Raw genomic sequence first — 25,278 nt, forward strand, 5'->3', positions numbered from 1 at the left:
AACCGGCCCCCGTTCCCCCTGCCCACACTCGCCGCCATGCGCCGCACTCCCTGCCCGCGTTGCAGGGAGTATAGGCGGCACCGGCCGAGACCCGGCGCGTCAGGTCATCCGCGCCCGCGCAAGGCCTCGGCGACCGCCTCGAACAGGCGGTGCATCCCCAGCGGCTGCGCCAGCCGCAGCAATGGCATCGTCGCCGGCACGAGCGAGGCGTCGAGCGGCGCATCCTCGTCCTCGATCACGATCGCCGGTCCCTCGTAGCCGGACTCGTGCATGGTCGAGAGCAGCCGTTCGGCCGGGAACAGCTCGATCCCGCTGTCGACCAGGACCACGTCGCACGAACCGGTCTCGGCCCAGCGCCGCAGCGCCGCGGCACCATCCGTGGCCAGTTCCGGCCGGTAGCCCTGGCTGACCAGGGCGTTGCCGATCAGGCTCATGCGCGAGCCCTCGCGGAACACCAGCAGGATCCGCTCGCCCTGGCCGAGGACCGTGACCGGCGCCTCCTCGACCTCGGGGCCGGACTCGTCCAGCGCGGCAGGCAGCCACAGCTCGAAACGCGTGCCCTGGCCCGGCGCGCTGTCCACCCCGATGCGGCCGCCCAGGCTCTCGATGATGCGCTTGCACGACACCAGCCCCAGGCCGGTACCGCCGGGCTTGGTGGTGAAGAACGGGGTGAACAGGTTCTCCCGGGTATGGGCGTCCATCCCGTTGCCGGTGTCGGCCACCACCACGCGCACGCCCCCGTCGGCCTCGGCCGCCGACAGTTCCAGGCGCCCGCCGGCGGGCATGGCCTGGATCGCGTTGAGGCACAGGTTGAGCAGGCATTGCTGCAGCTCGGTGTAGTTCGCGTCGAGGACCAGCTCGGGGTCGGCCAGCTCCACCTCCAGTTCGACCGTGCGCGGCAGGCTGCCCTTGAGCAGCAGCTGCACCGCATGGAACAGGTCGGCCAGCCGGAAGCGCTCGCTGGCGCGTCGCGAACCGCGCACGAAGGACAGCATCGACTCGGCCATCTCGTGCCCGCGCCGGCCGCACTCGGCCACGACCTTGGCCAGCTGGTGCAGGCGCGGGTCCTCGCTGCGCTGGGCGATCAGGTCCGGCACGATCAGCAGCGGCTGCAGGATGTTGCGCAGGTCGTGGCTGAGGCCGGCGGCCAGCAGCGACAGGCTTTCCAGCCGCTGGCTCCGCATCAGCTCGGCTTCGACGCGCGCGCGCTCGGCCTCGGTCCGGGCTTCGCGCAGCGCGCGTTCCACGGCGGCCGGCAGGCGCGCGCTGCTGTGCTTGAGGATGTAGTCGTTGGCGCCTTCGCGCAGCGCGGCGACCGCCACGTCCTCGCCGATCGTGCCCGAGACGAAGATGAAGGGCAGGCCGGGCGCCTGCCCGCGCACGATCCGCAGCGCCTCGTGCCCGGAGAAGCCGGGCATCGACAGGTCCGACAGGACGATGTCCGGATCGAAGTCCGCCAGCGCATGCAGCAGGCCCTTCTCGTCGTCCACCCGCAGGTAGTCCGCGACCAGGCCGGCCTCTTCCAGCTGCATCTGCAGCAACTCGGCGTCCTCCGGCGAATCCTCGACGAACAGGACCCGGAACCGCGCGTCGCTGCTGATCGCCCGCAATGGCGCCATGGTCAAGCGTCGCCCACCGGGGGTTCGTTGATCACCGCCCAGAACTTGCCCAGGGTCTTGACCGCGGCGAAGAACTGGTCGATGTCCACCGGCTTGACCACGTAGGCGTTGACCCCGAGGTTCCAGCTGCGGACCAGGTCGCTCTCCTCGCGCGAGGACGACAGGATCACCACAGGCATCCTGCGCAGGCGCTCGTCGGCGCGGATGCGCTGCAGAACTTCCAGCCCGTCCATGCGAGGCATCTTGATGTCCAGCAGCAGCACCGCCGGGTCCTCGTCGGAACGGTCGGCGAAGCGGCCCTTGCGGTGCAGGTACTCCATCGCCTCGACCCCGTCCTCGACATGGACGATGGGGTTGGCCAGGTTGGCCTCGCGCAGCGCATCGATCGCCATCTCGGCATCGGCGGCGCTGTCTTCGGCCAGTAGGATGGTGCGGATCGCGCTCATGCAAGGATCTCGTTCGTGGAAGTGGCGTCCTGCGCGGGCAGGACGAAATGGAACGTGGCGCCCTGGCCGGGGGCCGATTCGGCCCAGACCCGGCCGCCGTGGCGCGCGACCACCCGGCGCACGCTGGCCAGGCCGATGCCCGTGCCGGGGTAGTCGCTGGCCTTGTGCAGCCGCTGGAACACGCCGAACAGCTTGCCGGCGTATTCCATGTCGAAGCCGACGCCGTTGTCGCGGACGCTGAAGTGCAGCTCGCCGGCAGGCGTGGTCTCGCACGCCACCTCGACGATGGCCGGCTCGCTGCGCGCGGAGTACTTGACCGCGTTGCCGAGCAGGTTGAGCCAGACCTGGCGCATCATGTTCTCGTCCGCGATCACCACGGGCAACGGCGCGATGCGCCATTCGATCCGGTGCGAGGCCATGCCCTCCCCGGCATCCGCCTCGCGGTTGGCGTCGAGCACCGCGCGCGTTTCCTGGGCCAGCGACTGCATGTCCACCGCCTGCAACTTCATCGCGTGGCGGCCCAGACGCGAGTAGACCAGCAGGTCGTCGATCAGCGACGACATGCGCCGGGCCGAACCCCCGATCACCTCGAGGTAGTGGGCGCCCTTCTCGTCGAGTCCTTCCCCCAGGTGGCGCGAAAGCTTGTCCGCGAATCCTGCCACATGGCGCAACGGCGCACGCAGGTCGTGCGAAACCGAATAACTGAACGCTTCAAGTTCCCGGTTGACTTCGGTCACCTGCTCCACCTTGCCCTCGAGCTGGCGGTTGAGGTCGCCGATGCGCTGCTGCGCCGCCTTCTGCGCGCTGATGTCGCTGACCGTCATCAACACCACGTCGTCCTCGCGGTCGGGCAGCTGCATCCGGCGCGCGTTGAGCAGCATGGTGCGGTTCACGCCATCCGACGTGCGCTGCACGTGCTCGAAATCCCAAAGCTCGCGGCCGCGGCTGAGCACCTCGGTCAGGCGCTGGCGGATGACCGGGTCGCGCCAGGCGCCATGCCCGATCTCGTCCAGGTGCTCGTGCATTCCGCCCTCATCGCCGGCGTAGAGTTCGGCGAAGGCGGTGTTGTGCATGAGCACGCGCAGGTTGGCGTCCAGCAGCACGATGGGCTCGCGCACGGTTTGTACGACGGCCAGCGCGCGGCCGCTTGCGCGCACCAGCTCCTCTTCCGAGGCGGTGCGCCGCTGCTCCAGGCGGAACAGCAGGTAGATCACGCCGCCCATCAGTGCCAGCTGGGCCAGCAGCGCGGCCAGGCCGAGCTGGCGCACGCGCGTTCGCTGCAACTGCGCATGCGCGCTGCGCTCGGCCAGCAAGCCGCGCTCGTTACCCAGGAAATCGCTGAACAGCTGGCGCACGGCGTACTGGCCATAGAGCTCGTCGACGAACCGCTCGCGCTCGGCCGGAGCCACGCCCATCGCCAGCCGGCGGGCGACGTCCACCCGGCGCAGCATCATGCTCTGCAGCCGGCCGATCAGGACCTGCTGTTCGGGATTGTCGCGACTCATTGCGGTCAGCTGCTGCAGCTGCGGGTCGATCCGCGCGATCGTGTCCTCCAGCCGCTCGGCCAGCACGGGATTGCGGCCACCCACGCTCATCGCCAGGCCCAGCGAATCCATTTCGCGTATCAGCGCCTCCAGCCCGCGCGCCACGGCCTCCACCTCCTGGGTATGCCTGACCCAGCGGTCGGCCTCTTCGCTGCCGGCGTTCCATTGACGGATCAGCAGGAACGGCACGAGCAGGATCAGGACCACCGCCGATACGAGCAGGGGCAGCCGCCAGCGGACATAGGAGGTGGTTACGCGGTCCTGCAAGATCGGCCTCTACGGTTGGGGGGCCGCCGGGCGGCCAGGCAACGGAGGATCATGCCCTCTGGGGGCGCCACTTGTTAAGACCGGCCCCGTGAAGGAATGTGAAGGCCGCGCCTGGACTGCCGCATACAAGCAAAAAGCCGGCTGCAAGCCGGCTTTCTGACCTGGTGGGCGGTACAGGGATCGAACCTGTGACCCTTGCCGTGTGAAGGCAATGCTCTACCGCTGAGCTAACCGCCCGAAATCTTGGGTATCCGCATCGCTCGATGCGGGGTGCGCATGTTAAATGGACGCCGCAATCCGGTCAACGCCGGCGCGGCGGCGAACGCCCCGGCCGCCGCGCAGGCTGCGTCGGGGCCGGGAGCCGCACGCGGTCCGGGCATGGATGCCCCCTCCCCGAATGCTCAGGCCTTGCTCCGGCGCAGGGCGTCCACCCGGGCCGGCGGCTGGAACGCGTCGCTGCGCGCCTCGGCCCAGAAGTCGTGGAAGACCGCATGCCCGGGGATGTGCTGGAGCAGCTCGCCCGGGCGCAGGTAGCGGTACAGCGCCGCCAGCGACCTGATCTCCACCGGCGATACCCGGCGCAGGATGTGTTCCGGGCCCAGGTCGGAGGGGTGGTCCAGGCCGGCGGCGCACAGCAGGTCGCGCAGCGCGCGCAAGGTGTTGTCGTGGAAATTGTGCACGCGTGCGGCCTTGTCGGCCGGGTCCAGGTGCTTCCAGCGGTGCGGGTTCTGGGTGGCGATGCCGGTCGGGCAGCGGTCGGTGTGGCAGCTCATCGACTGGATGCAGCCGAGCGCGAACATGTAGCCTCGCGCCGCGTTGCACCAGTCCGCGCCCAGCGCCAGGGTGCGCGCGATGTCGAAGGCGCTGGTGATCTTGCCCGCGGCCGCCACCCGCACCCGGTCGCGCAGCCCCAGGCCGACCAGGGTGTTGTGCACGAGCAGCAGCGCCTCGTGCATCGGCACGCCGATGTGGTCGATGAACTCGGCCGGCGCCGCGCCGGTGCCGCCCTCGGCGCCGTCGACGACGATGAAGTCCGGCAGCAGGTCCGGCGCCAGCGACGCGCTCTCGTGCATGGCCTTGGCGATGCCGAACCATTCCCAGGGATGGCCGATCGCCAGCTTGAAGCCGACCGGCTTGCCGCCCGACAGCTCGCGCAGCCGGGCGACGAATTCCAGCAGGCCGATCGGCGTGGAGAAGGCCGAATGGCTGGCCGGCGACACGCACTCCACGCCCACCGGCACGCCGCGGGTGGCGGCGATCTCGGCGCTGACCTTGGCCGCGGGCAGGACCCCGCCGTGCCCGGGCTTGGCCCCCTGCGACAGCTTGACCTCGATCATCCGCACCTGCGGCCGCGCGGCCTGCCCGGCGAAGCGGACCGGATCGAAGCGGCCGCCGGCGTCGCGGCAGCCGAAGTAGCCCGAGCCGATTTCCCAGACCAGGTCGCCGCCGTTCTCCAGGTGGTACGGCGAGATCGAGCCCTCGCCGGTGTCATGGTAGAAGCCGCCGCGCCGGGCGCCCTCGTTGAGCGCGCGTATCGCGTTGGCCGACAGCGAACCGAAGCTCATGGCCGAGATGTTGAACACGCTGGCCGCGTAGGGCTGCCGGCGGCCGGCACCGACCACGATCCTGAAGTCGTGGTCGGCGATCCGGGTCGGCGCCAGCGAGTGGTTGATCCATTCGTAATCCACCGCGTACGGGTCCTGCAGCGAACCGAACGGAACCACGTCCATCACGTTCTTGGCGCGCCGGTACACCAGCGTGCGCTGCTGGCGCGAAAACGGCGCCTCGGCGGTGTCGCTTTCGATGAAGTACTGGCGCATCTCCGGGCCCACGGATTCGAGTCCATAGCGGAAATGGGCCAGGATCGGGTAGTTCCGGCGCAGCGTGGTCCGGGTCTGCAGCAGGTCCCAGCTGCCGAGCAGCACAAGCAGTCCGCCGGCCACCACGCCCCACCACCAGCCAGGCCAGCGCAGGGCCAGCGGTACCGACGCCAGCAGCAGCAGCCAGCTGGCGATATAGGCCGAATAGCGGCTCATCCCGTCTCCCGCGAATGGCGTGGCGGCCCCCAGTCTAGCGGTGTCGGGTGCCGGCGGCGCCTCCGTGAGCGGGAGGCATGCCGCACACCTCCCGCCGTGTCGATGCCGCGCGGCGTGCGCGATGCGCGAGAGCGGAGGCCGACGGGCGCGGATGCGCGCCGCTACAGCCGGTCGTCCACCGCGCTTCGCGGCCAGACCGACTTGACGTCGTACACCGCCGCGCCGGGCCGGCCCAGCGCGCGCACCTGGCCGGCGTCGTAGCCGCGGTACTGGTCATGCGCCACCGCCAGTACCACTGCATCGTAGGCGCCGGCTTCAGGCACCCGCCGCAATGGCACGCCCAGCCGTGCCGACTCTTCCGGGTCGGCCCAAGGATCGCAGGCATCCACGCGCGCACCGCCCGCGGCCAGCTGCAGCGCTAGGTCGAGCGCGCGGCTGTTGCGCAGGTCCGGGCAGTTCTCCTTGAAAGTCACGCCCAGCACCAGCACCCGCGCGCCCTGGGCCTCGACGCCCCGCTCGGCCAGCATCGCCCGCACCCGTCCGGCGACATGGGTCCCTACCCGTTCGTTGACCTGGCGCGCCGTGCGGATCAGCTCGGGGTGGTAGCCCAGGCTCTCGGACTTGTGCAGCAGGTAGTAGGGATCCACGCCGATGCAGTGCCCGCCGACCAGGCCGGGCCGGAACGGCAGGAAGTTCCACTTGGTGCCGGCCGCTTCCAGGACATCGCTGGTGTCGATGCCCAGGCGGTCGAAGACCAGCGCCAGCTCGTTGACCAGCGCGATGTTGACGTCGCGCTGGATGTTCTCCACCACCTTGGCTGCCTCGGCCACGCGGATGGAAGGCGCGCGGAAGGTGCCGGCGGCGATCACCTGTCGGTAGAGCGCGTCGACCGCGGCGACTGCCTCGGACGATGAGCCGGAGGTGATCTTGCGGATGTCGGCCAGCCGCCGCTGGCGATCGCCCGGGCTCACCCGCTCGGGGCTGTAACCGCAGCTGAAATCGATGCCGAAGCGCAGCCCGGAACCCTGCTCGAGGATCGGCACGCAGATTTCCTCGGTGGTGCCCGGGTAGACGGTGGACTCATAGATGACCAGCGCGCCGCGGCGCATTGCGCGAGCGACCAGAGCGCTGGCTTCGCGCAACGGCCCCAGGTCGGGGTTGTGCCCGGCATCGATCGGCGTGGGCACTGCGACGATGAAGATGTCGCACGCGGCCAGTTCGCGCGGATCGTTGCTGAAGCGCAAGTGCGCAGCCACTGCGATCTCTTCGGCGTCCAGCTCCCGGGTCCGGTCCATGCCGCTGTCCAGCTCGGCCACCCGGCGCGCGTCGACGTCGAAGCCGGTCACCGGCCTGACCGCCCCGAAGGCCACCGCCAGCGGCAAGCCTACATAGCCCAGGCCGATCACCGCGATGCGGGCATCTTCCGGGGGCAACGGCAGGATCGATGGGGCGGGCATGGAACTCCTGGCAGGTTCGGGAATGCCCGGGGCGGGGGTCGAACCCGCATACCCTTTCGGATGGGGGATTTTAAGTCCCCTGTGTCTACCGGTTTCACCACCCGGGCATGGCGCGTGCATTGTGCCATCGACTTGGGGACGTACCGCGACCTGCCTGCGTTGCTATGATGCCGGCGGCCCGCGACCAGCCGACGGGCCAAGGGAATGCGGACGCATGCGCGCCAGGATCGAGGACGTCGCCGCGGCGGCGGGCGTTTCCATGAAGACCGTCTCGCGGGTGTTCAACCGCGAGCCCAACGTGCGCGAAGACACCCGGCTCAGGGTCGAGGAAGCCGCGCGCCAGCTGCGCTACCGCCCCAATTCCTCCGCGCGCAGCCTGGCCGGCCGGCGCTCGTACCTGATCTCGCTGCTGTACGACAATCCGTCGTCGAACTACATCATGGAGATCATCGAAGGCGTGCTCGCCGCCTGCGAGCAGGCGCACTACGGCCTCACCCTGCGCCCGGTCGATTTCAGCCGCCGTGGCCACGTCGAATCGGTCGAAGGCCTGGTCAACCAGTACCGTCCGGACGGCCTGATACTGACCCCACCGCTGACCGATGACCTGCCCCTGCTGCGCCGCCTGCGCGAGCTGGACGTGCGTTACGCCGGCATCTCCGCCAAGCGCAACAACGCGCGCATCGGCGCCACCCTGGACGAGCGCGCGGCGGTGGCCGACATGATGGCCCACGTGGTCGCGCTCGGGCACCGGCGCATCGCCCACATCACCGGCCATCGCAGCCACGGCGCGCGCGCCTGGCGCCTGGCCGGCTACCTGGACGGCCTGAACCAGGCCGGGATCGAGCCGGATCCGGCGCTGGTGATCGAAGGCGAGTTCTCGTTCGAATCCGGCATCGCCGGCGCACGCCGGCTGCTGGACCTGGACGACCCGCCGACCGCGATCTTCGGCGCCAACGACGACACCGCCTGCGGCGTGATCTACGAAGCGGCCGCGCGCGGACTGGCCGTCCCCGACCAGCTGTCGGTGTTCGGCTTCGACGATACACCGATGTCGCGCCAGGTGTGGCCCAGCCTGAGCACCATCCGCCAGCCCAGCCGCGACATGGGCCGGATCGCCGCGCGCCAGCTGCTGGACGAGATCAGCGGGCACGGTGCGGGCGGCATCGTCCGCCTGCCCTACCAGCTGCAGATCCGCCACTCGACCGGGCCGGTGCCGCAACGGCGCTGAGCAGGCGCGGCATCCGGCCCCGGGTCGAACCGGGCCACGCGAACGCGGACCCGGCAGGACGGCGTTGTCGCTATCGGATCATTGCGGACGCGGGCGGATGTCCACCGCCACCGCTTCGCTGAAGGTCACCCGCAGCAGGTCCCCGGCCTTGATCCTTGCCAGGCCCGCACGCAGGTCTTCGCGCAGCACCTCCAGGGTGACCACGTTGCCGCGCGGCCCCTTGAGGGTCACGGTGCTGGCGGCCGCGTCGACGGCCAGGACCTCGGCCACCAGGGTGACGGTCTCGGAAGCCGATCCGCCCGGCCTGCTGCCGGCCCCCGCGCGGCTGCCGCCCTGCTCCACCGTCGTGCCGACCTGGGCGCTGCCCGCCGGTTCGATCGCCGCGGCGATGGCGCGGTGGTAGTCCAGCGACACGCGGTCGCCGACCTGGAGCCGGTCGAAATTGCGCACGTCGTCGCCGACGAACAGGTCGAGCTCGGCTCCCTCGCTGCCGCGGATCGTAACCATCCGGTTGGCGCGGTCGACCCGGGTGATCGAGCCTTCCAGGGTCACCTGCTCGGAGCTCAGGGTGACGGGCGCACGGGCCGCCGTGTCGGCCGGGGTGCTGCTGCAGGCGGACAGGGCAAGCACGGTGGCGATGGCGAGCGGTGACGAGAAGCGGGTCCAGCGCATGACGGGACTCCAGGCACGCCGCGGGAGTGCGGACGGGCCGAGGATCGGCAGTCGTGCGTTAAGCCGGCGTTGGGCACCTGGCATGCGGCGGTGAGCGGCCGGGCGATGGGCCGGAAAGCACCTGGCCCGCTTGCGCGGGCCAGATGGGAGTACCGGATGGAGGCCTGGGTCGGAATTGAACCGGCGTACGCGGATTTGCAGTCCGGTTTTCAGCCCCGCTTCGCCCCTTGCCGCTACGACGTATCCGGCGACGGAAAGCCGTAAAAACCCCATATTCCAGTTGTATTACACGGACAAAGGGGGTACAAGGTGGATCGTAGATAGTGCAATCCGAATCGGATACGCGCCGGATATGAAGCCGGCCAACCGGTACGCGGACAGGCACTGCGATCCCCCTGGAGGTGCCGTGGCCAAGTTCCGATTCGACGACAAGAGCGTCCGCACCGCGGAAGGCGCACCCTCGCGTCCGGTGATCCACTACGACATGCCCGCCACCACTGGCAAGGGCGAATACGTCCGCGGCTTCGCACTGCAGATCACCCCCGCCGGCACGCGCACGTTCCTGCTGGTCTACGTGGCCAAGGCCACCGGCCATGAACGCCGCCTTCCGATCGGCGCCTACCCCACCCTGTCCCTTTCGGCTGCGCGGAAGCGCGCCCAGGAGCTCCGCGCCCAGGTCGACACGGGCCGCGACCCATGGCAGGAGCAGCGCGATTCCCGTGCCGCTGCCCAAGCCGCCAAGGGCGCGCCCAATGACTCGCTGGGCGACCTGCTGGACGCCTACGTCGCCCTGCTCCGCCGAGCCAACGCCGCCGACACCAAGAACGTGGAGCGCGAGCTGCGCGCCACGATCAAGGAGCCTTTCAAGAGCCTGTGGAAGAAGCCCGCCGCGCAGGTGACGATCGATGACCTGATGAAGCCCCTGAACGCCCTGGTGCGCGACGGGCGGCTGCGCCAGGCGCAGAAGGTGCGCAGCTACCTGCGCGCGGCCTACAACCGGGCGGCCGGTGCGAGCGGAGACGCGGCCACGGCGGACTTGATGCGGCCATTCAAGAGCCTGCCGAACATCGCGCGCGACCTGGCCACGATCAAGCGCAAGGACCGCAAGGACGCCGAGGCGATGCATGCCGGCGGCGCCGAGGGCAGCGAGGAATCCAAGCGCCCCCTGTCGCAGCCTGAGCTGGCCGCGTACTGGCGGCGGATCCGCGACAAGCCCGGCGTCGACGGCGCCCTGCTGCGCTTCCACCTGCTGACCGGCGGCCAGCGCTGCAAGCAACTCAGCCGCCTGCGCTTGGCCAACCTGGACGCCAAGGCGCCGGCCGTCGTGATCTACGACCCGAAAGGGCGCCGCGACGAGGCGCGCCGGCACTTGGTGCCACTGATCCCCGAGGCCGTGGCCGCCCTGGAAGCCATGCGCGGCGATGCCGGGGAGTTCCTTTTCAGCATCGACGGCGGCCGCTCAGGCGCCGGATTCCACCAGGTGCGCCGCGCGCTGGCGCCTGTCGTGGCACAGATGCTGGAGGCCGGCGAAGTGGCCGAGGCCTTCACCCCGGGCGAAATCCGCATGACCGTCGAGACGCGCCTGCAGGCCGCTGGCGTACCGATGGAAACCCGCGCGCACCTGCAGTCGCATGGCCTGGGCGGCGTGCAGAACAAGCACTACGCCAAGCACGACTTCACGACGGAGAAGCGCGACGCGCTGGAGCTGCTGCGGCAGCTGTGCGAGCCGCAACCCGACAACGTCGTCACTTTCGCCCGGAAGGGCAAGAAAGCCGCACCAGCGGCATAAGGAACCGACCATGGAAACCGCCACCACCCTCCCCGCCGCCCTGGCCACCGCAATGGAGCTGTCGCCGTCTGACCGTGTCGAGCTCGAGCGCTGGCTGCGCGCGTGCAACCGCGGCGGTGTCGCGCTGGATCCGGCGTCCGTGCGCGAATCCTCGCCGGAGCAGCTGGGCGAGCTCTTGGGCAGCCGGGCCAATTGAAGGCGCCGGCGAGGCTGGGCGCCCCGCGCGGGCGCCCATGCGCGCTAACTCACTGATCCAAAAGGCGCTTTTCAAATACCCTGCACGACTGTTTGTTGTATCTTTTACCCATGCTGGCACGGCAAGTGCCAGCCACATCGATAGCCGGTGGCGAAGCGGAAGCGGATAGGCCTTGAGCCTGGCGGGGAAGGATCCCCGCGCAGCTAGCAGCAGACCACGCAGTAATTCACTCGGCGAAACCCTCGTGGTCGACCAAAGAATCGACCACGCCCCCGCGGGAAAGCCCGCCGGAATGGGGGCATAGGAATGGTGCCAGCCCGCAGCCATGGTCCCCGTGCTGCAACGCTGCCCGGTCCGCCCAATAAATCCAGTCGCACCGGTGCAGCGCATCCCATCGAGGATCGCCGTGACCGACAACACCCCCGCTGGCCGCTGGGCCAGCATCGCCGATGACAACCTGACCACCAAGCAGGCAGCCGACTGGCTGCGCCGATCGGACGCCACGCTCAAGCGCTGGCGTCGCATGCGCATCGGCCCGCCGTTCTTCACCGTCAACGGCCGCGTCCTGTACTCCAAGACCCAACTGCAGGCATGGGTCGAGACCTGCCGCCAGCAGTCGCAGGAGGCCGCATGAACTCCCTGACACTGCACGAGGCGGCGCAGCTGCTGCTGTCCCTGTCCGCCGCCGAGCGTGACCTGTTCGCAGCCCAGGCGGCCACCTTGGCCTTGCGCCACGGCAACCTGGAAGCGGGTCTGCGCGCCGCCCTCGAAGAGATCGCTCGCGATCGCCGCGAAGGGGGTGCGCATGGGTAAGGGATCCCGGAAACGACGACGCCCCCGCGGACCAGGCGGAGGCGTCGGTAAAGCACAGTCGGGCGGACTGCAGGCCGATCATACGCTGACCACGGTCATCTACAACATCCTGGCCCTGCCTGCCGGATCGATGCACCTGATCGACGACCGGTACATGGCCATGACGCCCGATGCCCTGCACCTGATCCGCCAGATGACGGCCAGGCTCACCGCCCTGGGCGGCAACGGCCAACGCCACATCGACAACGCGCTGCGCGTGCTGCAGCAAGGGGGGCGCGTATGACCACCCCGATCGACAAGTTCCTGGCCGCGCTGCCTGGCCGGTACAAGCCGGCCGGGACGCGCAAGTGGAAGGCTGCCTGCCCTGCCCATGGCAGCGACAACCCGACCACCCTGAGCATCGCAGAGGGCGAGAACGGCGCGGTACTGCTCAAGTGCCACGCGCACGACTGCTCTGTCGCTGAGATTGCCAGCGCGGTCGGCTTGCAGCTGTCCGACCTGTTCCCGCCCAGCGATCGGCACAGCCACAGCCGTGGCAGTAGCCCGCTCCAACGCAACTTTACCCGCGAGCCGGGGGCGAAGCTGGCCGCCCCCGAGCGGGCGCCGGAGTCGCTGCCCACGCCTTCCCTGTTCACCCTGACCCAGTACGGCAAGATCCAGCGCCATCCGGTGGACTGGCTGGTGCGGGGCTACCTAGTGCGCAACACGCTCGCCGGGCTGATCGCACCGCCCGGCACCTGCAAGTCGTTCCTGGCCGTCGACTGGGCCTGCCGCGTGGCCACCGGCACGCCGTGGAACGGCCGGGAGGTGAAGCGCGGCGCGGTGTTCTATCTCGCCGGCGAGGGGCAGTCGGGCCTGGCCAAGCGCATCGAGGGCTGGGAGATCGAGAACAAGGTCGACGCCAAGGAGGCACCGCTGTACGTCTCCAGCGGCCTGCCGTTCCTGTGCGACCCGGTCAACGTCACCGCCAGCATCGAGATCATCGAGGCGGTGGCGGAAGAGCTGTTCTTCGCGGCGGGCATCGAGCCGGCCCTGATCGTGATCGACACGGTCGCTCGCGCCATGAACGGGGCGAACGAGAACGCCAGCGACGACATGGGGCGATTCATCGCGGCCAAGGACGCGCTGCGCACGCGCTGGGGCTGCACGGTCCTGTCGGTCCACCACACCGGCCACGATGCCGCGGCGCAAAAGCGGGGGCGTGGATCCAGCAACTACGGCGCCAACCTGGACAGCGACTTCTACCTGACCAGCAAGGGCGACACGATCCAGCTGGCCGCCGGCACCAAGTCCAAGGACTGGACCACCCCGGCGCCCATCACGCTGGATCGCGTCGTGGTGACCACCTCGGTCATCGGCGAAGACGGCGAGCCGGAGACCACGCTTGTCCTGCGGGATGTTGCTGGCGCCCTGCTGGAGCAGAGGGCCAGGACACAGCGAGACCGGGCGCTGGAGCTGCGCCGGCGTGGACTGTCTGAGCGTGCGATCGCCGACGAGCTGCAGACGTCGAAAACCACCGTGCACCGGTGGCTGCAGGAGGCGGCGTAGGGCGGTCCAACCGGCTGGTCCGGCCGGGGTATTACATACCCCCGGACCGGTGGACCACCTCGCATGGTCCGTGGACCGGACCGGAGTGGACCAAGTGGTCCACTGGACCACTGGCAGGGCGGGAGGCCTGCCGGGGAGGCAGGGGGTAGTGGCAGGCGAAACGCCAGTAAAATCAAACACTTATGCGCCATACGGTCGACCAATCACCCCCGTATGGTCAATAAAATCAAGGACTTAGCCGCAAAGGCAGTCACGCATGTACGCGGATAGGTTGTCCCCTCGCCCATCGCCATTTCGCCCTGCTTTTATGCCTCTTTTCCACTCTTTGTGGACTGGTATCCGGCCCGTATCCGGCGCACGCTGGATTCCGCAACGCGCGCTTGCGCTAACGCCCACCGAGAAGGCACCCATGGCGATCGACCAAGACACCCTCAACCGCCTGCCGGCGGCCGCCCGCGCCAACCTGCGGCGCACGCAGGACCACACCACGCCCGTGGCGCTGCGGTCCAAGTTTGGTCCGCGCCTGCTCCTGGACGCCGAGGACGAGGAAAACCCTTACCCGCCCGCGCCCACGCGCGAGCTGGCCAAGCACCTGGTCGCGCACGCGGAGGCCTGCCAGCGCACCTGGCTCAACATCCACGATTCGCACTACCGCAGCCTGGCCGACCGCAGCGTCGACGCCAACACGGCCTTCCTGCGCAGCGCCAAGGCCGCCCGTCAGCAGCTCAGGGAGCGCGATGCAGAGGCGCACCGCCTGCTCGACAGCGTGGGCGAGAAGCTGGCCCACCTGGACACGGTCAAGGCCAACGCCCTGAAGCCGCCCACCAGCGTGGGCGAGGCCATGGTCGACGCCGAGATGCGGGCCATGATCCGCGCCGAGAAGAATCCGATCAGGGCGGCAGAGCTGGCCGCGACCCACCCGCGCGCCGTCGCCACCGCCCCCTCCGTGGCTTCCGGTCTGGCCGCCGACAGCGAGCTCTACACCAGCATGCGCGACGCCCACCTGCGCACCGCCGTGCCCGAGGCAATGGCCGAGCAGGACGAGCTGCGCGACGCCCTGGACCAGTTCACCCGCGCCGGCGACGGCCTGGAGAAGTTCTCGCGCGACCTGATCGACTTCGACCTGGCCGATGGCCTGGAGAAGGGCGCGAGCTGGGAGCCGGTGGCGGCGTGAGCCCTGCCCCACTCCACAGCGAAAGGTGACCCATGCCCCGGACCGTCTACCACTACACGAGCGCATTCGCGGCGGTCAGCATCGTCCGGTCGGGCCGACTGAAGGACCTGCGTAACTTCAAGAACCCCAAGATCTTCTTCACCGAGTCGAGGACTTGGGACGGGGGCGCCAACCGCGTCAGCTTCGCAAACGGCGTGCGGCGGGAGATCGGCTTCGACGAAATCCGGGAGGCGTTGGGCGCGGTGCGATTCGTAACCACGACAGCGGGCTTGCGACTGTTCTGGGAGTGCGTCGACGAGCGCCTGGTGCGGCCACGGAGCAACGTGAGCGAGAACGCCGACCCCCGCCAGTGGTGGCTATGGCTGGGAGGAGACTACCTCTTGAGCCGCTGCTCGGGATTCGAGATCCACGACGGTTACCGCTGGCAGCCAGGCACCCGCAGGGAGCTCTACGAAGCTGGCCCCCAGACGATGGGCCAGTACCTCGCCGCCATGCGCCAGCTGGGGCTGTAACGATGGCCCGCCCCTGCTCCACCTGCAACCACCCGGACCGCGCGGCCATCGAGATCGGCCTGGCCAACGGCGTGGCCTGCCGGGTGCTGGGCAAGCGCTACGGGCTGGACCCGTCGCAGCTGTCCCGGCACCGGACCAAGCACATGCCGGACGGGCTGGTCGCCAACCTGCGCGTGCGTGGCAGCCGCAGCGACGCCGAGCTGGCCCAGCTGCGCGAGCTCGAAGGCAAGAGCCTGCTGGACAACATCGTCTGGCAGCGCGGGCGCATGTACGCAAATGCTGACCGCGCCCGGGCCATCGGCGACGACGCCGGCGAGCGCGCTGCCATGGCCGAGGCAGGCAAGGCCACCGACCGCATTGGCAAGCTCCTGGACGAGTACGGCTCACACGTCACGATCAACAACACGATCAACCTAGTGGCCAGCCCCCAGTGGCACGCCATCCGAACCGCGCTGGTGCGCGAGCTGCGCCCGCTGGGGCATGAGGCGATGCAGGCTGCCGCCCGGGCGATCGCCTACGTCGAGACCCAGGAGCTGCCCTCACCGGTGCCCGCGCAGCGCGTGCTGGAGCACGCCGCTTGAGCGCTGCCGCTGACTTCCTGCGCGCCGGCGACCCGGTGCTGGTGTTCACGGAAGGAGCGCGCGACGAGGAAGGCAACCCCATCGTGCCCGCCCAGTGGCAGGCCGACGTCCTGGTGTCGACCGCGCGCCGCGAGCTGATCCTGGTGAACCGCCAGGGCGGCAAGTCGACCGTGGTAGGCGCCAAGTGCGCGCACGGCCTGATCTACGAGCCGGGCCTGTACTTGATCATCGCCCCGACCCTGCGCCAGTCCAAGCTGCTCTTCCGCAAGGCGCGGGCCATCCTGAAACGCCTGCGCGGAGCCCCGCGCATCGTCAAGGACAACGACACCGAGCTCGAGCTGGAGAACGGCGCGCAGCTGGTGGCCCTGCCGGGCGACAGCGACGCCAACATCCGCGGCTACAGCGCCCCGCGCGCGGTCTACATCGACGAGGCCGCCCGCGTGAGCGATGCGGTCTATGCCGCCCTGCGCCCGATGCTGGCCGCGTCCAGGTCCGGGCAGATGATCGCCCTGACCACGCCCTACGGCCGCCGCGGCTGGTTCTTCGAGGCCTGGGAGTACGGCGGCGGCGCCTGGACGCGCACGACGATCACCGCCAAGGACTGCCCGCACATCACCGCCGAGTTCCTGAAGGAGGAACAGGAGGGCATGAGCGATTGGCAGTTCCGGTCCGAGTACCTGTGCGAGTTCACCGATACCGACGAGGCCTTTTTCAGCAGCGAGCTGATCGAGGGCATGGTCGACGCAAGCTTGGAGCCGTGGTGATGCGATACGAACCGCTGGAAGAGCGCCACGTCGCCATTGGCGTCGACCTGGGCCAGTCCCGCGACCCCACCACGATCGCGGCCGTCGAGCGGGTGCGCCTGATCGTGCCCGGTTACGTGGTCGACGAGCTGCGCGATAGCGAGCATGGCCGCCGCCGGCTGGTCGACCTGCGCAAGGAGCTGCCCAAGCCCATCTTCAACCTGCGCATCCTGGAGCAGGCGCCGCTGGGCGAGGCCTACCCCGCCCAGGCGCTGCGCATCCATCGGGTGCAGGCCAATCCGAATCTCCAGGGGCAGCGCGTGCCCGTGTTCGTCGACTACACCGGCGTGGGCCGGGCGGTCTTCGAGATCTTCCGCGGCGCCAACATCCGCCACATGGCCGGCGTGACCCTGACGTTCAACGGACAGGAGGGGCCCAACGGCCAGGGCGGCCATTCGGTGCCCAAGCTGGCGCTGGTGAGCCGGATCAACGCGCTGATGCACTCCGGGCGATTGAAGATGCCCGCCGAGCTGCCGCTCAAGTCCACCCTGCACCGCGAGCTGCAGGACTTCCGCGTCTCCTACACCGCCGCGGGCAACGCCACGTTCAACGCACTGGAGGGGCGGCACGACGACACGCTCACTGCCGTGGGCCTGGCGCTGTACGGACTGAGCGGCGAGCGGGAGGCGAGCGTCGAGCCGTTGAGGATGTAGCGGCGGAGCCGGCACTTAGTCGGGCCTAGTTGCCGTGAAGCCCTTCGCTGACAGGGGCGGGTCCAGAGTTACCGTCTCATTAGTAGTGAGAATGGCCGGATCCGCACGTTTACGCGTCTTTAAGGGCGAAGGTGGACAATTTGGCGAAACCCCCTGCTACCATCACCGTCCATGAGATGCCGGGGAAGTCTCATATGAAGCCCAAAGAACTATTGATCGCCTGCTATTTTGAGCGCGCTGGGGACCAGTGGCTCGGATTCTGCCTCGACTATTCGCTGGTGGCGCAGGCTGACACCTTGGCCAATGCTAAGGACAAGCTCGAGGAGCAAATCCGAGAGTACGTCTATGACGCCACTGTAGGCCAAGATCGAGAACACGCGGGCTATCTGCTCCGCCGTCGTGCGCCGCTCAAGTATTGGCTGAAGTTCTACGTCACCTTGTATCGGCAGTACCGAAATCATGTAGCCCAAGTGAGTAAGCGGCGAAAGGCTGAGCACGCCTCCGTGCCGCTTGCCCCCATTGGTTGCCACGCCTAACACGTGGGTGGCCACTACCGTCCCGTCTCCGTAAAGGAGGTCGAGGCAGTACTGCGCCATCTGGGGTTCGAGGCACGCCCGCAAAAGGCGACTAGTCATGTGAACTGGGTCCGCGGCCAAGGACCAGACTTCAAGAAGGTCACGGTGGACGCGAACAACGCGCCATTCAAGGATCAGGCTTTGGCCTGGATGCTTAATCAAATGGGCATTACCAAGAAGAGCTTCTTCGAGACCCTTCAGTCACTCTGATGGCGTACTTGGATAGCCAGCTACCCGCCGCCCTTCCAGTGATTCGATGGCCTGGTCGCGATCTTGACCGCGACCTCGCGCCGCAGCCGTTCCTCGTGCCGGAGCGCCCACAGCTCGCACCCTAGCCGCCCCGCATCGAAGCTGCTGCAGTCGCGATGCGGACGCTTAGCCTCGGGTGGCCGCTGCATCTCCAGCACGGCGAACCAGCCCCCGTCGACCTTGTCGATCAGGTAGGCAACCGCCTCGCCGTCCAGATGCAGTCCATCGTCCACCGTGGACAGGTGGCAGCGGCGGGTCCAGATGAAGCCGGCGGGGAGCATGCCGGCATCGTATGCCCGGGGGTCGCGCCAGTTGCGACTAGGATGCAGACAATGACCGCACGGCGGGTATGGCCCGCCGAGCCAATCAAGGAGAACTGTTATGCCCAGCCGCCAGATCCTGATCGTGGACGATGAAGGCGACGAGTTCGAGGCAACTGAGTCCTGGCAGGAGATCAACACGACCAGCTTGGACTCAGCCACCCGCAGCGCCATCTCCGGCATCCCCGACTACCAGATGCGCGGCCAGAGGCTGAACCCTCAAAGGGACGGCTCCTTCGTCGGAGTGCTAGACGGCAAGCGCTACAGGCTCAAGGCGGCTTGATGCAGCCAGCGGCCCCGCACCAGGGAGGGTCACGGGGCGCGCGCGGGGGTGGTGCCTGGACTCCAAGGGTCGGCGCCGCGCGGTGCTGGCAAGCTCAGGATCGCCCCTGACTGCAGCGGCCGGTATCAGAAGCCGCCGCGCGCCGGGGTAGGAAAAACCTTACGCGACGCCCGCATCCGGATTCATGCGTACAAAGCGCCTTTCATAGGTGGATTTGCATACCGGGCACGTGCATTTGGCGTCAATCGTGTTGCCCGCATAGGCTATGTGGTACAGCGCATGATCCTTTTCGTAGCAGCGCTGGCAGTAGGCTTCACCAACAGCCTTGCCATCGCTGTCCACCTCGTAGTACCCGTTCGCGCGCCTCACCACCTTCGCACGATTGGCCAAGGCCTCATTGAGGCGGGCGATCTCGACGTCTCGAGCGTCGATAGCAGTCTGGGCGTCCATCACTGCTGCCCTGGCATCGAGAAGCGTTGCGGCGGCGTCGGCAAGGCGGAATTTGAGGTCCGCTTCACTTAGGGCTTTGTCAGCCGCCAATACCCCTCGAATCACTTCATTAGTGGCTTTTAGCGCAGCCATCGCCGCGGTCAATTCGCCGATCATGATCTTCCCCCTCCCCCGTTCGGCTCGAAGCTACCCGGAGCAGAGATCGCCATCAAGGGCGGCTCAATCGGATACGGGCCGGATACGCGGCTTCGTAATCGCAGAAATCAGGGGCGCGGGATAACAAAAACCCCTGATTTCTCAGGGGCTTATGTCTGGAGGCCTGGGTCGGAATTGAACCGGCGTACGCGGATTTGCAGTCCGCTGCATAACCACTCTGCCACCAGGCCGGATGGCGCAAGGCCGCCGCCGCAGTGTAAACGCTGGCGCCGGCCCGACAAAACAAAACCCCGTTGCCGGGGTCTGGTTTCGGCCCTGTCCGAAGCCGGCGGCTACGGCAGGATCGTGTGTCTGGAGCGGGAAACGAGACTCGAACTCGCGACCTCAACCTTGGCAAGGTTGCGCTCTACCAACTGAGCTATTCCCGCTTGGGAGACGCGCATTTTAGGGATTCGGGCGACGCTGTCAACCATGTTTCCGCTTTTCTTCGCGGGCCCGTTCCGTGGCCGCCTTTTCGTCGGCGCGCAGTGCCGGCCAGGCCGCATGCAGGTACTGGACGCCGGACCACAGGGTCAGCAATGCGGCCGCAGCCAGCAGCCAGTCGCCCAGGTGGAAAATCTGCTCGCCCAGCCAGATGTCGGTGCCCGGATGCAGGGGATGGCGCGGATTGATCGCGTACAGCAGGCAGGACAGCGCGACCATCTGCGCGACGGTCTTGATCTTGCCGATCGTGGCCACCTTCACCGTCGCCCGCTGGCCCAGTTCGGCCATCCACTCGCGCAGCGCCGACACCGCGATCTCGCGACCGACGATCACCGATGCCCAGAACGCCATCCACGGCGTGGGGTGTCCCTGCACGATCAGGAACAGGGCCACGGCCACCATCAGCTTGTCGGCGACCGGGTCGAGGAAGGCGCCGAACGCCGAATACTGGTGGTAGCGGCGCGCGATCCAGCCGTCCAGCCAGTCGGTGACCGCGGCCAGGATGAACACGGCCGCGGAGGCGAAGTTGGTCCACTTGTACGGCAGGTAGAAGACCATCACCAGCACCGGGATCAGCAGGATCCGCAGCAATGTCAGCCAGGTCGGGATGGTCAACTTCATCGAGAGGGGGTCTATCCGTTCGCGGCCGGGGGCGCCAGCCCGTGCAGGGTAGCGTAGATGCGCGCGGCGAGTGCGGCATTGATGCCTTCGACCCGTGCGATTTCCTCCTCGCCCGCCGCCTTCAGCCCGCCCAGCCCGCCGAAGTGGCGCAGCAGCGCGGCGCGACGGCGCGGGCCGATGCCCGGGATGTCTTCCAGCCGGCTGGTCGTGCGCGCCTTCTGCCGCCGGCCGCGGTGGCCGGTGATGGCGAAGCGGTGCGCCTCGTCGCGCACCTGCTGGATGAACTGCAGCGCCGGCGAGGCGGCGCCCGGGCGCAGTTCGCGTCCATCGGCGAGGACGAGGGTCTCGTCGCCGGCGCGCCGCTGCTCGCCCTTGGACACGCCGACCAGCAGCACGCCCTCCACGCCCAGGTCGGCGAGCGCCTCGCGCGCCTGCGCCAGTTGCCCGGCGCCGCCGTCGATCAGCAGCACGTCGGGGAGCACGGCGTTGGCGGCCGCCGGCCCCGGCCCGCCGGCAGCCTCGGCCTCCAGCGCGCGCCGGAAACGGCGCTCGATCGCCTGGCGCATCGCCGCGTAGTCATCGCCCGGTTCGATCCCGCTGATGTTGTAGCGGCGGTACTGGTTGCGCACCGGCCCGGCCGGGTCGAACACCACGCAAGAAGCCACCGTGGCCTCGCCCAGGGTGTGGCTGATGTCGAAGCATTCGATCCGCGCCGGCACCTCGGCCAGGCCGAGCAGGTCGCGCAGACCCTCGCTGCGGGCCTGCTGCGCTCCACGGCTCGCGAGCTCGGTGGCCAGGGCCAGCTGGGCGTTGCGCCGGGCCAGGTCCAGGTAGCCGGCACGTTCGCCGCGCACGCTGGATTTCAGCGCCACCTTGCGTCCCGCCGCCTCGGCCAGCGCCAGTTCGATCAGCTCCGCGTCGGGGATGGCGCGGTCGAGCACGATCTCGGCCGGGGGCGGCTGCTCGGCGTAGTACTGCGACACGAACGCGGCCAGCACTTCCTCGGCGCTGTCCTCGCCGTTGGTGCGCGGATAGAACGCGCGCGTACCCAGGTTGCGGCCGTCGCGGAACGCCAGCAGCAGCACGCAGGCGGCGCTGCCCTGCATCGCGCAGGCCAGCACGTCCAGGTTGGCCGCGTGGCCGTCCACGTACTGCCGGGCCTGCAGGCCGCGCAGCGTGGCCAGCAGGTCGCGCAGGCGCGCGGCCTGCTCGAACTCCAGCTGCGCGCTGGCCGCCTCCATCGCCGCGGCCAGTTCCTCGCCCAGCTCGTCGCTGCGGCCCTCCAGGAACAGCGAAGCGCGGTGCACCGACTCGGCATAGGCGTCGGCCTCCACCAGGGCCACGCAGGGCGCGCTGCAACGCCCGATCTGGTACTGCAGGCACGGCCGGCTGCGGTTGCGGAACACGCTGTCCTCGCAGCTGCGCAGGCGGAACAGCTTGTGCATCAGGTCCATGGTCTCGCGCACCGCGCCGGCGCTGGCGTAAGGACCGAAATAGCGCCCTGGCACCGCGCGCGGCCCGCGATGGAACGCCAGCCGCGGCCAGCGCTCCTGGGTGAGCAGCACGTACGGATAGCTCTTGTCGTCGCGCAGCGAGACGTTGTAACGCGGCGCCAGCGACTTGATCAGCTGGTTCTCCAGCAGCAGCGCCTCGGCCTCGGTGCGGGTGACCGTGACCTCCATCCGCGCCACCTGCGCCACCATGGCGTGGATCCGCGCGGTCTTGGGCGTGTTGCCGAAGTAGCTGGCGACGCGGCGCTTCAAGGCGCCGGCCTTGCCCACGTAGAGCAGGCTGCCGTCGGCGGCGTACATGCGGTACACGCCCGGGGCGGTACTCAGCTGCGCGACGAACGCCTTGCCGTCGAACCCGCCCGCCGTCGCATCGCCCACCGCCTCGCTCATTCGCTGATCGACACGTCTTCCAGGGTGCCGCCGGCGATGTCGTAGCGCAGGATGCCGTGCGCGTCGGTCTCGGCGATCCAGACCGCACCGCCGGCGATCGCCAGCCCGGTGGGCCCGTGCAGGCGCCGCGGCAGTTCGACCGTGCTCAACTCGCCACCACCCAGGCGCAGGGTCCGCAGCATCCCGTTGCCGCTGTCGGCGATCCACAGCAGCGGCGCATCGGCGCTGAGCGCGATTCCCAGCGGGTGCTGCAGGCGCGCGCTCGAGCGCGGGCCATCGGCGTCGCCGAACTCCCAGGGCCCCTGCCCGACCAGGGTCTGCACCAGGTCGTTGCGCAACTGCAGCGAGCGCACCGCCGAGCCCAGTGCATCGCACACGTACAGCGCCTGCTGCACCGCGGCCAGGCCCGCCGGCTGGGCGAACGCGGCCATCATCGCGTTGCCGTCGCGCACCTCCAGGCGCCCGGAACCGGCGCGCAGGTGCAGCTCGGTGCGGCCGAGGTCGCAGCTCCAGATGCGGTTGTCGCCGGCGCTGGCGATGTGCACCTGGTTGCCGGCCACGGCCAGCGCGAGCGGGTGGTTGAGCGGCCCGCGCGCGGCCGGATTGACCGGACCCTCGATCGGATCGCCCGGGCGGCCGTTGCCGCACAACGTGTCGACCTGCCCGGTGCGCAACTGGATCCGGCGCAACGCATGGTTGCCGGTGTCGGCGACGAACAGCTGCTCCCGCTCCAGGGCCAGGCCCTGCGGGCGGTGGAACGCGGCCTGGTCGCCGGGGCCGTCCATGAAGTCGGCGGTCCCCAGGCCGAACTGGCGCAGGATGCGACCGCCGTGGCTGCATTCGAGGATGCGGTGGTGGCCGCTGTCGGCGATGTACAGCCGGTCGGCACTGGCGGCGATGCCCGCCGGGAAGCGCAGGGTCAGGCGCGGCTCGGGCGCGGTCTCGGACGTGGTCAGGTCCTCCTCGAGTGGAGGGGGCAGGCCCTCCACTAAGGCGAAGAGCGCCCGCTCCATGTCCCCGCCCAGCCCGACGATGCGTTCGCGCTCGCGCCCGTCGGCATCGACCAGCAGCAGCGTCGGCCAGGCCTCGATGCCGTAGCGCTGCCAGGCGGCCCAGTCGGCGTCGAGCAGGACCGGCGATGCCACCCCCAGCCGGCGCAGCAGCTTGAGCGAGCGTTGCGGCACCCGTTCGCTGTCGAAGCGCGGCACCTGCACCACCAGCACCTGCAGGCGCCCGGGATTGCGCGCCTGCCACTGCGCCAGCTCGGCCAGGCGTTGCGCGCACCAGGCCGAGGCGGCGTTGACGAAGGCCAGCACGACCGGCCGGCCGCGCAACTCGTGGAGCGAGGCCGCCGGGGCGTTGAGCCAGGGCAGTTCGCGGGGCAGTTCCTGGAGGATGGCCGCGTTCATGGCCTGATTATGCCGGACGCCGGCCGCGCGGACAGGCGGTCCACGACCGCCCGTGCCGCCGTATCGACCAGTTGCCAGACCCCTTCGAAGTGGCTGCCGTCGCCGTAGTACGGGTCGGGCACCTCGCCATGCGGCACCGTACCGGCCCAGTCCAGCAGCAGCGCGGTGCGCTCGCGTGCTCCTGGTGGCGCCAGGGCGCGCAGGTCGCGCAGGTTGTCGGCATCGGCGCAGAGCAGCCAGTGGAAGTCCTCGAAGTCGCGCGCGCGCAACTGGCGCGCGCGCAGGCCGGCGATGTCCACGCCATGCCCGCGCGCGCAGGCGATCGCGCGGCGGTCCGGCGGCTCGCCGGCGTGCCAGCCGCCGGTGCCGGCCGAATCGACCATCACCCGCCCGGCCAGCGGCGACGCTTCGATGCGGGCACGCAACGCGCCTTCGGCGAGCGGGGAACGGCAGATGTTGCCCAGGCATACCACCAGCAGGCGCGTCGGCCCGGCACTCATGCGGCGGCGCCGCGCAGGCGCGCCTCGGCGCGCTCGAGGTCCTCGGGCGTGTCGACCCCTGGCGGGAACGGTGCCGGCGCCAGCGCGACCGCGATGCGGTGCCCGGCTTCCAGCACCCGCAACTGCTCCAGCGACTCGACCTGTTCCAGTCGGCCCGGCGGCATCCGCGCGAACACCTGCAGGAACCCCGCGCGGTACGCGTAGATCCCGATGTGGCGCAGCCAGTGGCCGCCGGCCGGCAACACGCTGCGGTCGCGGGCGAAGGCATCGCGCGGCCAGGGCAGCGGCGCCCGGCTGAAGTAAAGCGCATCGCCGGACGCGGCGCGGACCAGCTTAACCGTATTCGGATCGAACAGGGTTTCCACCTCCGCCACCGGCTCGGCCAGGGTCGCCATCGGCGCGCCGCTGTCGACCAGTGCGCGCGCCACTTCGGTGATACCCCTGGCCGGGGCGAAGGGCTCGTCGCCCTGCAGGTTCACCACCACGGTGTCGTCGTCCCAGCCCGCGATCGCGGCGCACTCGGCCAGGCGGTCGGTACCGGAGGCATGGGCCGGCGACGTCATCGCCACGCGCACGCCCGTGGTGCCGGCGACCGCCGCGGCCACGCGTTCGTCGTCGGTGGCCAGCCACACCTCGCGCGCGCCGGCCTCCAGCGCGCGCCGGGCCACGTGCAGCACCAGCGGCTCGCCGCCGAGCAGGCGCAGCGGCTTGCCGGGCAGGCGGCTGGCCGCATAGCGCGCCGGCACGGCGACGACGAAATCGATCTGCGGGTCCATCGGATCCTCCGTAGCGAAGCGGCATTGTATGGGCGCGGCGGCGGGTCTCCCCCCAGCCAGGGCGGCGCCGGCGCGCAGCCTTCCGGGGGCACGGGCCCACATCGGCCCCCGGGCGGCGGGTGCCACGACACGCCCGTTGCAGAACCTGCCCGGCAGAATCTACCGAAGGAACGATGAGGGCCGGCAACGCACCGGCGACCAGGGGCTCGGTCGGGCG

27 protein-coding genes and 4 tRNA genes are annotated in these 25,278 nt (G+C 69.5%); 14 read left to right on the forward strand and 17 right to left on the reverse strand.

Features of this window, described 5'->3' with window-relative positions; all coding sequences use genetic code 11:
• Positions 1–104: 104 nt before the first annotated feature.
• The 7 genes from ABKA19_RS06060 to ABKA19_RS06090 form a co-directional block, all read right to left on the reverse strand.
• A complete protein-coding gene (locus ABKA19_RS06060; RefSeq protein ID WP_353688148.1) occupies positions 105–1,619 on the reverse strand; it encodes an ATP-binding protein in 1,515 nt (504 codons plus the stop codon).
• Between the two features lie 2 nt (positions 1,620–1,621).
• The gene (locus tag ABKA19_RS06065) at positions 1,622–2,065 is read right to left on the reverse strand and encodes a response regulator (RefSeq protein ID WP_353688149.1); all 444 of its coding nucleotides are present in this window, start codon (positions 2,063–2,065) and stop codon (positions 1,622–1,624) included.
• Positions 2,062–3,876 carry a sensor histidine kinase gene (locus ABKA19_RS06070; protein WP_353688150.1) on the reverse strand — a complete coding sequence of 605 codons (1,815 nt, stop codon included), beginning with the start codon at positions 3,874–3,876 and terminating at the stop codon, positions 2,062–2,064. The genes ABKA19_RS06065 and ABKA19_RS06070 overlap by 4 nt, the downstream gene beginning before the upstream one ends.
• Positions 3,877–4,038: 162 nt before the next feature.
• Positions 4,039–4,113, reverse strand: a tRNA-Val gene (locus ABKA19_RS06075).
• A gap of 164 nt (positions 4,114–4,277) precedes the next feature.
• Positions 4,278–5,912 carry an FMN-binding glutamate synthase family protein gene (locus ABKA19_RS06080; protein WP_353688151.1) on the reverse strand — a complete coding sequence of 545 codons (1,635 nt, stop codon included), beginning with the start codon at positions 5,910–5,912 and terminating at the stop codon, positions 4,278–4,280.
• A gap of 161 nt (positions 5,913–6,073) precedes the next feature.
• Entirely contained in the window at positions 6,074–7,369 is a 1,296-nt protein-coding gene (locus tag ABKA19_RS06085; RefSeq protein WP_353688152.1) for a nucleotide sugar dehydrogenase, read from the reverse strand.
• Between the two features lie 23 nt (positions 7,370–7,392).
• Positions 7,393–7,476: transfer RNA gene (locus ABKA19_RS06090), tRNA-Leu, on the reverse strand.
• 107 nt (positions 7,477–7,583) lie between these two features.
• Between ABKA19_RS06090 and ABKA19_RS06095 the strand changes: the two genes are divergently transcribed.
• Positions 7,584–8,597 (forward strand): LacI family DNA-binding transcriptional regulator, encoded by a 1,014-nt coding sequence (locus ABKA19_RS06095; protein ID WP_353688153.1) that lies wholly within the window; start codon positions 7,584–7,586, stop codon positions 8,595–8,597.
• A gap of 78 nt (positions 8,598–8,675) precedes the next feature.
• On the opposite strand, the gene ABKA19_RS06100 is transcribed toward ABKA19_RS06095, so the two are convergent.
• Entirely contained in the window at positions 8,676–9,269 is a 594-nt protein-coding gene (locus ABKA19_RS06100) for a hypothetical protein (protein ID WP_353688154.1), read from the reverse strand.
• Positions 9,270–9,675: 406 nt separating this feature from the next.
• On the opposite strand from ABKA19_RS06100, the gene ABKA19_RS06105 reads away from it, so the two are divergent.
• The 12 genes from ABKA19_RS06105 to ABKA19_RS06160 all read left to right on the forward strand — a co-directional run bounded on the left by ABKA19_RS06105 (position 9,676) and on the right by ABKA19_RS06160 (position 17,874).
• The gene (locus ABKA19_RS06105) at positions 9,676–11,058 is read left to right on the forward strand and encodes an integrase family protein (RefSeq protein ID WP_353688155.1); all 1,383 of its coding nucleotides are present in this window, start codon (positions 9,676–9,678) and stop codon (positions 11,056–11,058) included.
• A gap of 10 nt (positions 11,059–11,068) precedes the next feature.
• A complete protein-coding gene (locus ABKA19_RS06110) occupies positions 11,069–11,254 on the forward strand; it encodes a hypothetical protein (RefSeq protein WP_353688156.1) in 186 nt (61 codons plus the stop codon).
• Positions 11,255–11,660: 406 nt separating this feature from the next.
• A complete protein-coding gene (locus ABKA19_RS06115; RefSeq protein WP_353688157.1) occupies positions 11,661–11,888 on the forward strand; it encodes a helix-turn-helix domain-containing protein in 228 nt (75 codons plus the stop codon).
• Positions 11,885–12,067 carry a hypothetical protein gene (locus ABKA19_RS06120; protein WP_353688158.1) on the forward strand — a complete coding sequence of 61 codons (183 nt, stop codon included), beginning with the start codon at positions 11,885–11,887 and terminating at the stop codon, positions 12,065–12,067. Before ABKA19_RS06115 ends, ABKA19_RS06120 begins: the two co-directional genes overlap by 4 nt.
• Positions 12,060–12,350 carry a hypothetical protein gene (locus ABKA19_RS06125; protein WP_353688159.1) on the forward strand — a complete coding sequence of 97 codons (291 nt, stop codon included), beginning with the start codon at positions 12,060–12,062 and terminating at the stop codon, positions 12,348–12,350. The genes ABKA19_RS06120 and ABKA19_RS06125 overlap by 8 nt, the downstream gene beginning before the upstream one ends.
• On the forward strand, positions 12,347–13,615 hold the full coding sequence (locus ABKA19_RS06130; protein ID WP_353688160.1) for an AAA family ATPase: 1,269 nt from the start codon (positions 12,347–12,349) through the stop codon (positions 13,613–13,615). The genes ABKA19_RS06125 and ABKA19_RS06130 overlap by 4 nt, the downstream gene beginning before the upstream one ends.
• A 409-nt stretch (positions 13,616–14,024) precedes the next feature.
• Positions 14,025–14,789, forward strand: coding sequence for a hypothetical protein (locus ABKA19_RS06135; protein ID WP_353688161.1), 765 nt, complete (start codon positions 14,025–14,027; stop codon positions 14,787–14,789).
• Between the two features lie 32 nt (positions 14,790–14,821).
• Complete coding sequence (locus ABKA19_RS06140; protein WP_353688162.1) at positions 14,822–15,301, forward strand: hypothetical protein; 480 nt, start codon at positions 14,822–14,824, stop codon at positions 15,299–15,301.
• Between the two features lie 2 nt (positions 15,302–15,303).
• Complete coding sequence (locus tag ABKA19_RS06145; RefSeq protein ID WP_353688163.1) at positions 15,304–15,882, forward strand: hypothetical protein; 579 nt, start codon at positions 15,304–15,306, stop codon at positions 15,880–15,882.
• Positions 15,879–16,646 carry a terminase large subunit domain-containing protein gene (locus ABKA19_RS06150; protein WP_353688164.1) on the forward strand — a complete coding sequence of 256 codons (768 nt, stop codon included), beginning with the start codon at positions 15,879–15,881 and terminating at the stop codon, positions 16,644–16,646. Before ABKA19_RS06145 ends, ABKA19_RS06150 begins: the two co-directional genes overlap by 4 nt.
• Positions 16,646–17,338, forward strand: a complete 693-nt coding sequence (locus ABKA19_RS06155) for a phage terminase large subunit family protein (protein WP_353688165.1) — start codon at positions 16,646–16,648, stop codon at positions 17,336–17,338. Before ABKA19_RS06150 ends, ABKA19_RS06155 begins: the two co-directional genes overlap by 1 nt.
• Positions 17,339–17,532: 194 nt before the next feature.
• Positions 17,533–17,874, forward strand: coding sequence for a hypothetical protein (locus tag ABKA19_RS06160; RefSeq protein WP_353688166.1), 342 nt, complete (start codon positions 17,533–17,535; stop codon positions 17,872–17,874).
• 269 nt (positions 17,875–18,143) lie between these two features.
• Here ABKA19_RS06160 and ABKA19_RS06165 read toward each other — a convergent pair whose 3' ends face one another.
• The gene (locus ABKA19_RS06165; protein ID WP_353688167.1) at positions 18,144–18,443 is read right to left on the reverse strand and encodes a hypothetical protein; all 300 of its coding nucleotides are present in this window, start codon (positions 18,441–18,443) and stop codon (positions 18,144–18,146) included.
• A gap of 100 nt (positions 18,444–18,543) precedes the next feature.
• On the opposite strand from ABKA19_RS06165, the gene ABKA19_RS06170 reads away from it, so the two are divergent.
• Entirely contained in the window at positions 18,544–18,765 is a 222-nt protein-coding gene (locus ABKA19_RS06170) for a hypothetical protein (protein WP_353688168.1), read from the forward strand.
• 159 nt (positions 18,766–18,924) lie between these two features.
• On the opposite strand, the gene ABKA19_RS06175 is transcribed toward ABKA19_RS06170, so the two are convergent.
• The 8 genes from ABKA19_RS06175 to kdsB all read right to left on the reverse strand — a co-directional run bounded on the left by ABKA19_RS06175 (position 18,925) and on the right by kdsB (position 25,061).
• Positions 18,925–19,371 (reverse strand): hypothetical protein, encoded by a 447-nt coding sequence (locus ABKA19_RS06175; protein ID WP_353688169.1) that lies wholly within the window; start codon positions 19,369–19,371, stop codon positions 18,925–18,927.
• 156 nt (positions 19,372–19,527) lie between these two features.
• A tRNA-Cys gene (locus tag ABKA19_RS06180) sits at positions 19,528–19,601 on the reverse strand.
• Between the two features lie 122 nt (positions 19,602–19,723).
• A tRNA-Gly gene (locus ABKA19_RS06185) sits at positions 19,724–19,799 on the reverse strand.
• A gap of 37 nt (positions 19,800–19,836) precedes the next feature.
• Positions 19,837–20,475 (reverse strand): CDP-diacylglycerol--glycerol-3-phosphate 3-phosphatidyltransferase, encoded by a 639-nt coding sequence (gene pgsA / locus ABKA19_RS06190; RefSeq protein WP_353688170.1) that lies wholly within the window; start codon positions 20,473–20,475, stop codon positions 19,837–19,839.
• An 11-nt stretch (positions 20,476–20,486) separates the two neighbouring features.
• Complete coding sequence (gene uvrC, locus ABKA19_RS06195) at positions 20,487–22,376, reverse strand: excinuclease ABC subunit UvrC (RefSeq protein ID WP_353688171.1); 1,890 nt, start codon at positions 22,374–22,376, stop codon at positions 20,487–20,489.
• Positions 22,373–23,785: a hypothetical protein gene (locus ABKA19_RS06200; protein WP_353688172.1), complete on the reverse strand. Its 1,413-nt coding sequence runs from the start codon at positions 23,783–23,785 to the stop codon at positions 22,373–22,375. The genes uvrC and ABKA19_RS06200 overlap by 4 nt, the downstream gene beginning before the upstream one ends.
• Entirely contained in the window at positions 23,782–24,285 is a 504-nt protein-coding gene (locus ABKA19_RS06205) for a low molecular weight protein-tyrosine-phosphatase (protein ID WP_353688173.1), read from the reverse strand. Before ABKA19_RS06205 ends, ABKA19_RS06200 begins: the two co-directional genes overlap by 4 nt.
• Positions 24,282–25,061, reverse strand: a complete 780-nt coding sequence (gene kdsB / locus ABKA19_RS06210; RefSeq protein WP_353688174.1) for a 3-deoxy-manno-octulosonate cytidylyltransferase — start codon at positions 25,059–25,061, stop codon at positions 24,282–24,284. Before kdsB ends, ABKA19_RS06205 begins: the two co-directional genes overlap by 4 nt.
• Positions 25,062–25,278: the final 217 nt, after the last annotated feature.

The organism is Pseudoxanthomonas sp. Soil82 (assembly GCF_040446535.1).
GTDB classification, from domain to species: domain Bacteria; phylum Pseudomonadota; class Gammaproteobacteria; order Xanthomonadales; family Xanthomonadaceae; genus Pseudoxanthomonas; species Pseudoxanthomonas kaohsiungensis.

Coding starts and splice junctions, on each gene's coding strand:
- ABKA19_RS06175 (WP_353688169.1), bottom strand. CDS start 19,371: ATGATCGGCGAATTGACCGCGGCGATGGCTGCGCTAAAAGCCACTAAT.
- ABKA19_RS06130 (WP_353688160.1), top strand. CDS start 12,347: ATGACCACCCCGATCGACAAGTTCCTGGCCGCGCTGCCTGGCCGGTAC.
- ABKA19_RS06080 (WP_353688151.1), bottom strand. CDS start 5,912: ATGAGCCGCTATTCGGCCTATATCGCCAGCTGGCTGCTGCTGCTGGCG.
- ABKA19_RS06140 (WP_353688162.1), top strand. CDS start 14,822: ATGCCCCGGACCGTCTACCACTACACGAGCGCATTCGCGGCGGTCAGC.
- ABKA19_RS06120 (WP_353688158.1), top strand. CDS start 11,885: ATGAACTCCCTGACACTGCACGAGGCGGCGCAGCTGCTGCTGTCCCTG.
- pgsA (WP_353688170.1), bottom strand. CDS start 20,475: ATGAAGTTGACCATCCCGACCTGGCTGACATTGCTGCGGATCCTGCTG.
- ABKA19_RS06100 (WP_353688154.1), bottom strand. CDS start 9,269: ATGCGCTGGACCCGCTTCTCGTCACCGCTCGCCATCGCCACCGTGCTT.
- ABKA19_RS06155 (WP_353688165.1), top strand. CDS start 16,646: ATGCGATACGAACCGCTGGAAGAGCGCCACGTCGCCATTGGCGTCGAC.
- ABKA19_RS06095 (WP_353688153.1), top strand. CDS start 7,584: ATGCGCGCCAGGATCGAGGACGTCGCCGCGGCGGCGGGCGTTTCCATG.
- ABKA19_RS06205 (WP_353688173.1), bottom strand. CDS start 24,285: ATGAGTGCCGGGCCGACGCGCCTGCTGGTGGTATGCCTGGGCAACATC.
- ABKA19_RS06145 (WP_353688163.1), top strand. CDS start 15,304: ATGGCCCGCCCCTGCTCCACCTGCAACCACCCGGACCGCGCGGCCATC.
- ABKA19_RS06110 (WP_353688156.1), top strand. CDS start 11,069: ATGGAAACCGCCACCACCCTCCCCGCCGCCCTGGCCACCGCAATGGAG.
- ABKA19_RS06135 (WP_353688161.1), top strand. CDS start 14,025: ATGGCGATCGACCAAGACACCCTCAACCGCCTGCCGGCGGCCGCCCGC.
- ABKA19_RS06065 (WP_353688149.1), bottom strand. CDS start 2,065: ATGAGCGCGATCCGCACCATCCTACTGGCCGAAGACAGCGCCGCCGAT.
- ABKA19_RS06170 (WP_353688168.1), top strand. CDS start 18,544: ATGCCCAGCCGCCAGATCCTGATCGTGGACGATGAAGGCGACGAGTTC.
- ABKA19_RS06160 (WP_353688166.1), top strand. CDS start 17,533: ATGAAGCCCAAAGAACTATTGATCGCCTGCTATTTTGAGCGCGCTGGG.
- ABKA19_RS06060 (WP_353688148.1), bottom strand. CDS start 1,619: ATGGCGCCATTGCGGGCGATCAGCAGCGACGCGCGGTTCCGGGTCCTG.
- ABKA19_RS06200 (WP_353688172.1), bottom strand. CDS start 23,785: ATGAACGCGGCCATCCTCCAGGAACTGCCCCGCGAACTGCCCTGGCTC.
- uvrC (WP_353688171.1), bottom strand. CDS start 22,376: ATGAGCGAGGCGGTGGGCGATGCGACGGCGGGCGGGTTCGACGGCAAG.
- ABKA19_RS06165 (WP_353688167.1), bottom strand. CDS start 18,443: ATGCTCCCCGCCGGCTTCATCTGGACCCGCCGCTGCCACCTGTCCACG.
- ABKA19_RS06085 (WP_353688152.1), bottom strand. CDS start 7,369: ATGCCCGCCCCATCGATCCTGCCGTTGCCCCCGGAAGATGCCCGCATC.
- kdsB (WP_353688174.1), bottom strand. CDS start 25,061: ATGGACCCGCAGATCGATTTCGTCGTCGCCGTGCCGGCGCGCTATGCG.
- ABKA19_RS06125 (WP_353688159.1), top strand. CDS start 12,060: ATGGGTAAGGGATCCCGGAAACGACGACGCCCCCGCGGACCAGGCGGA.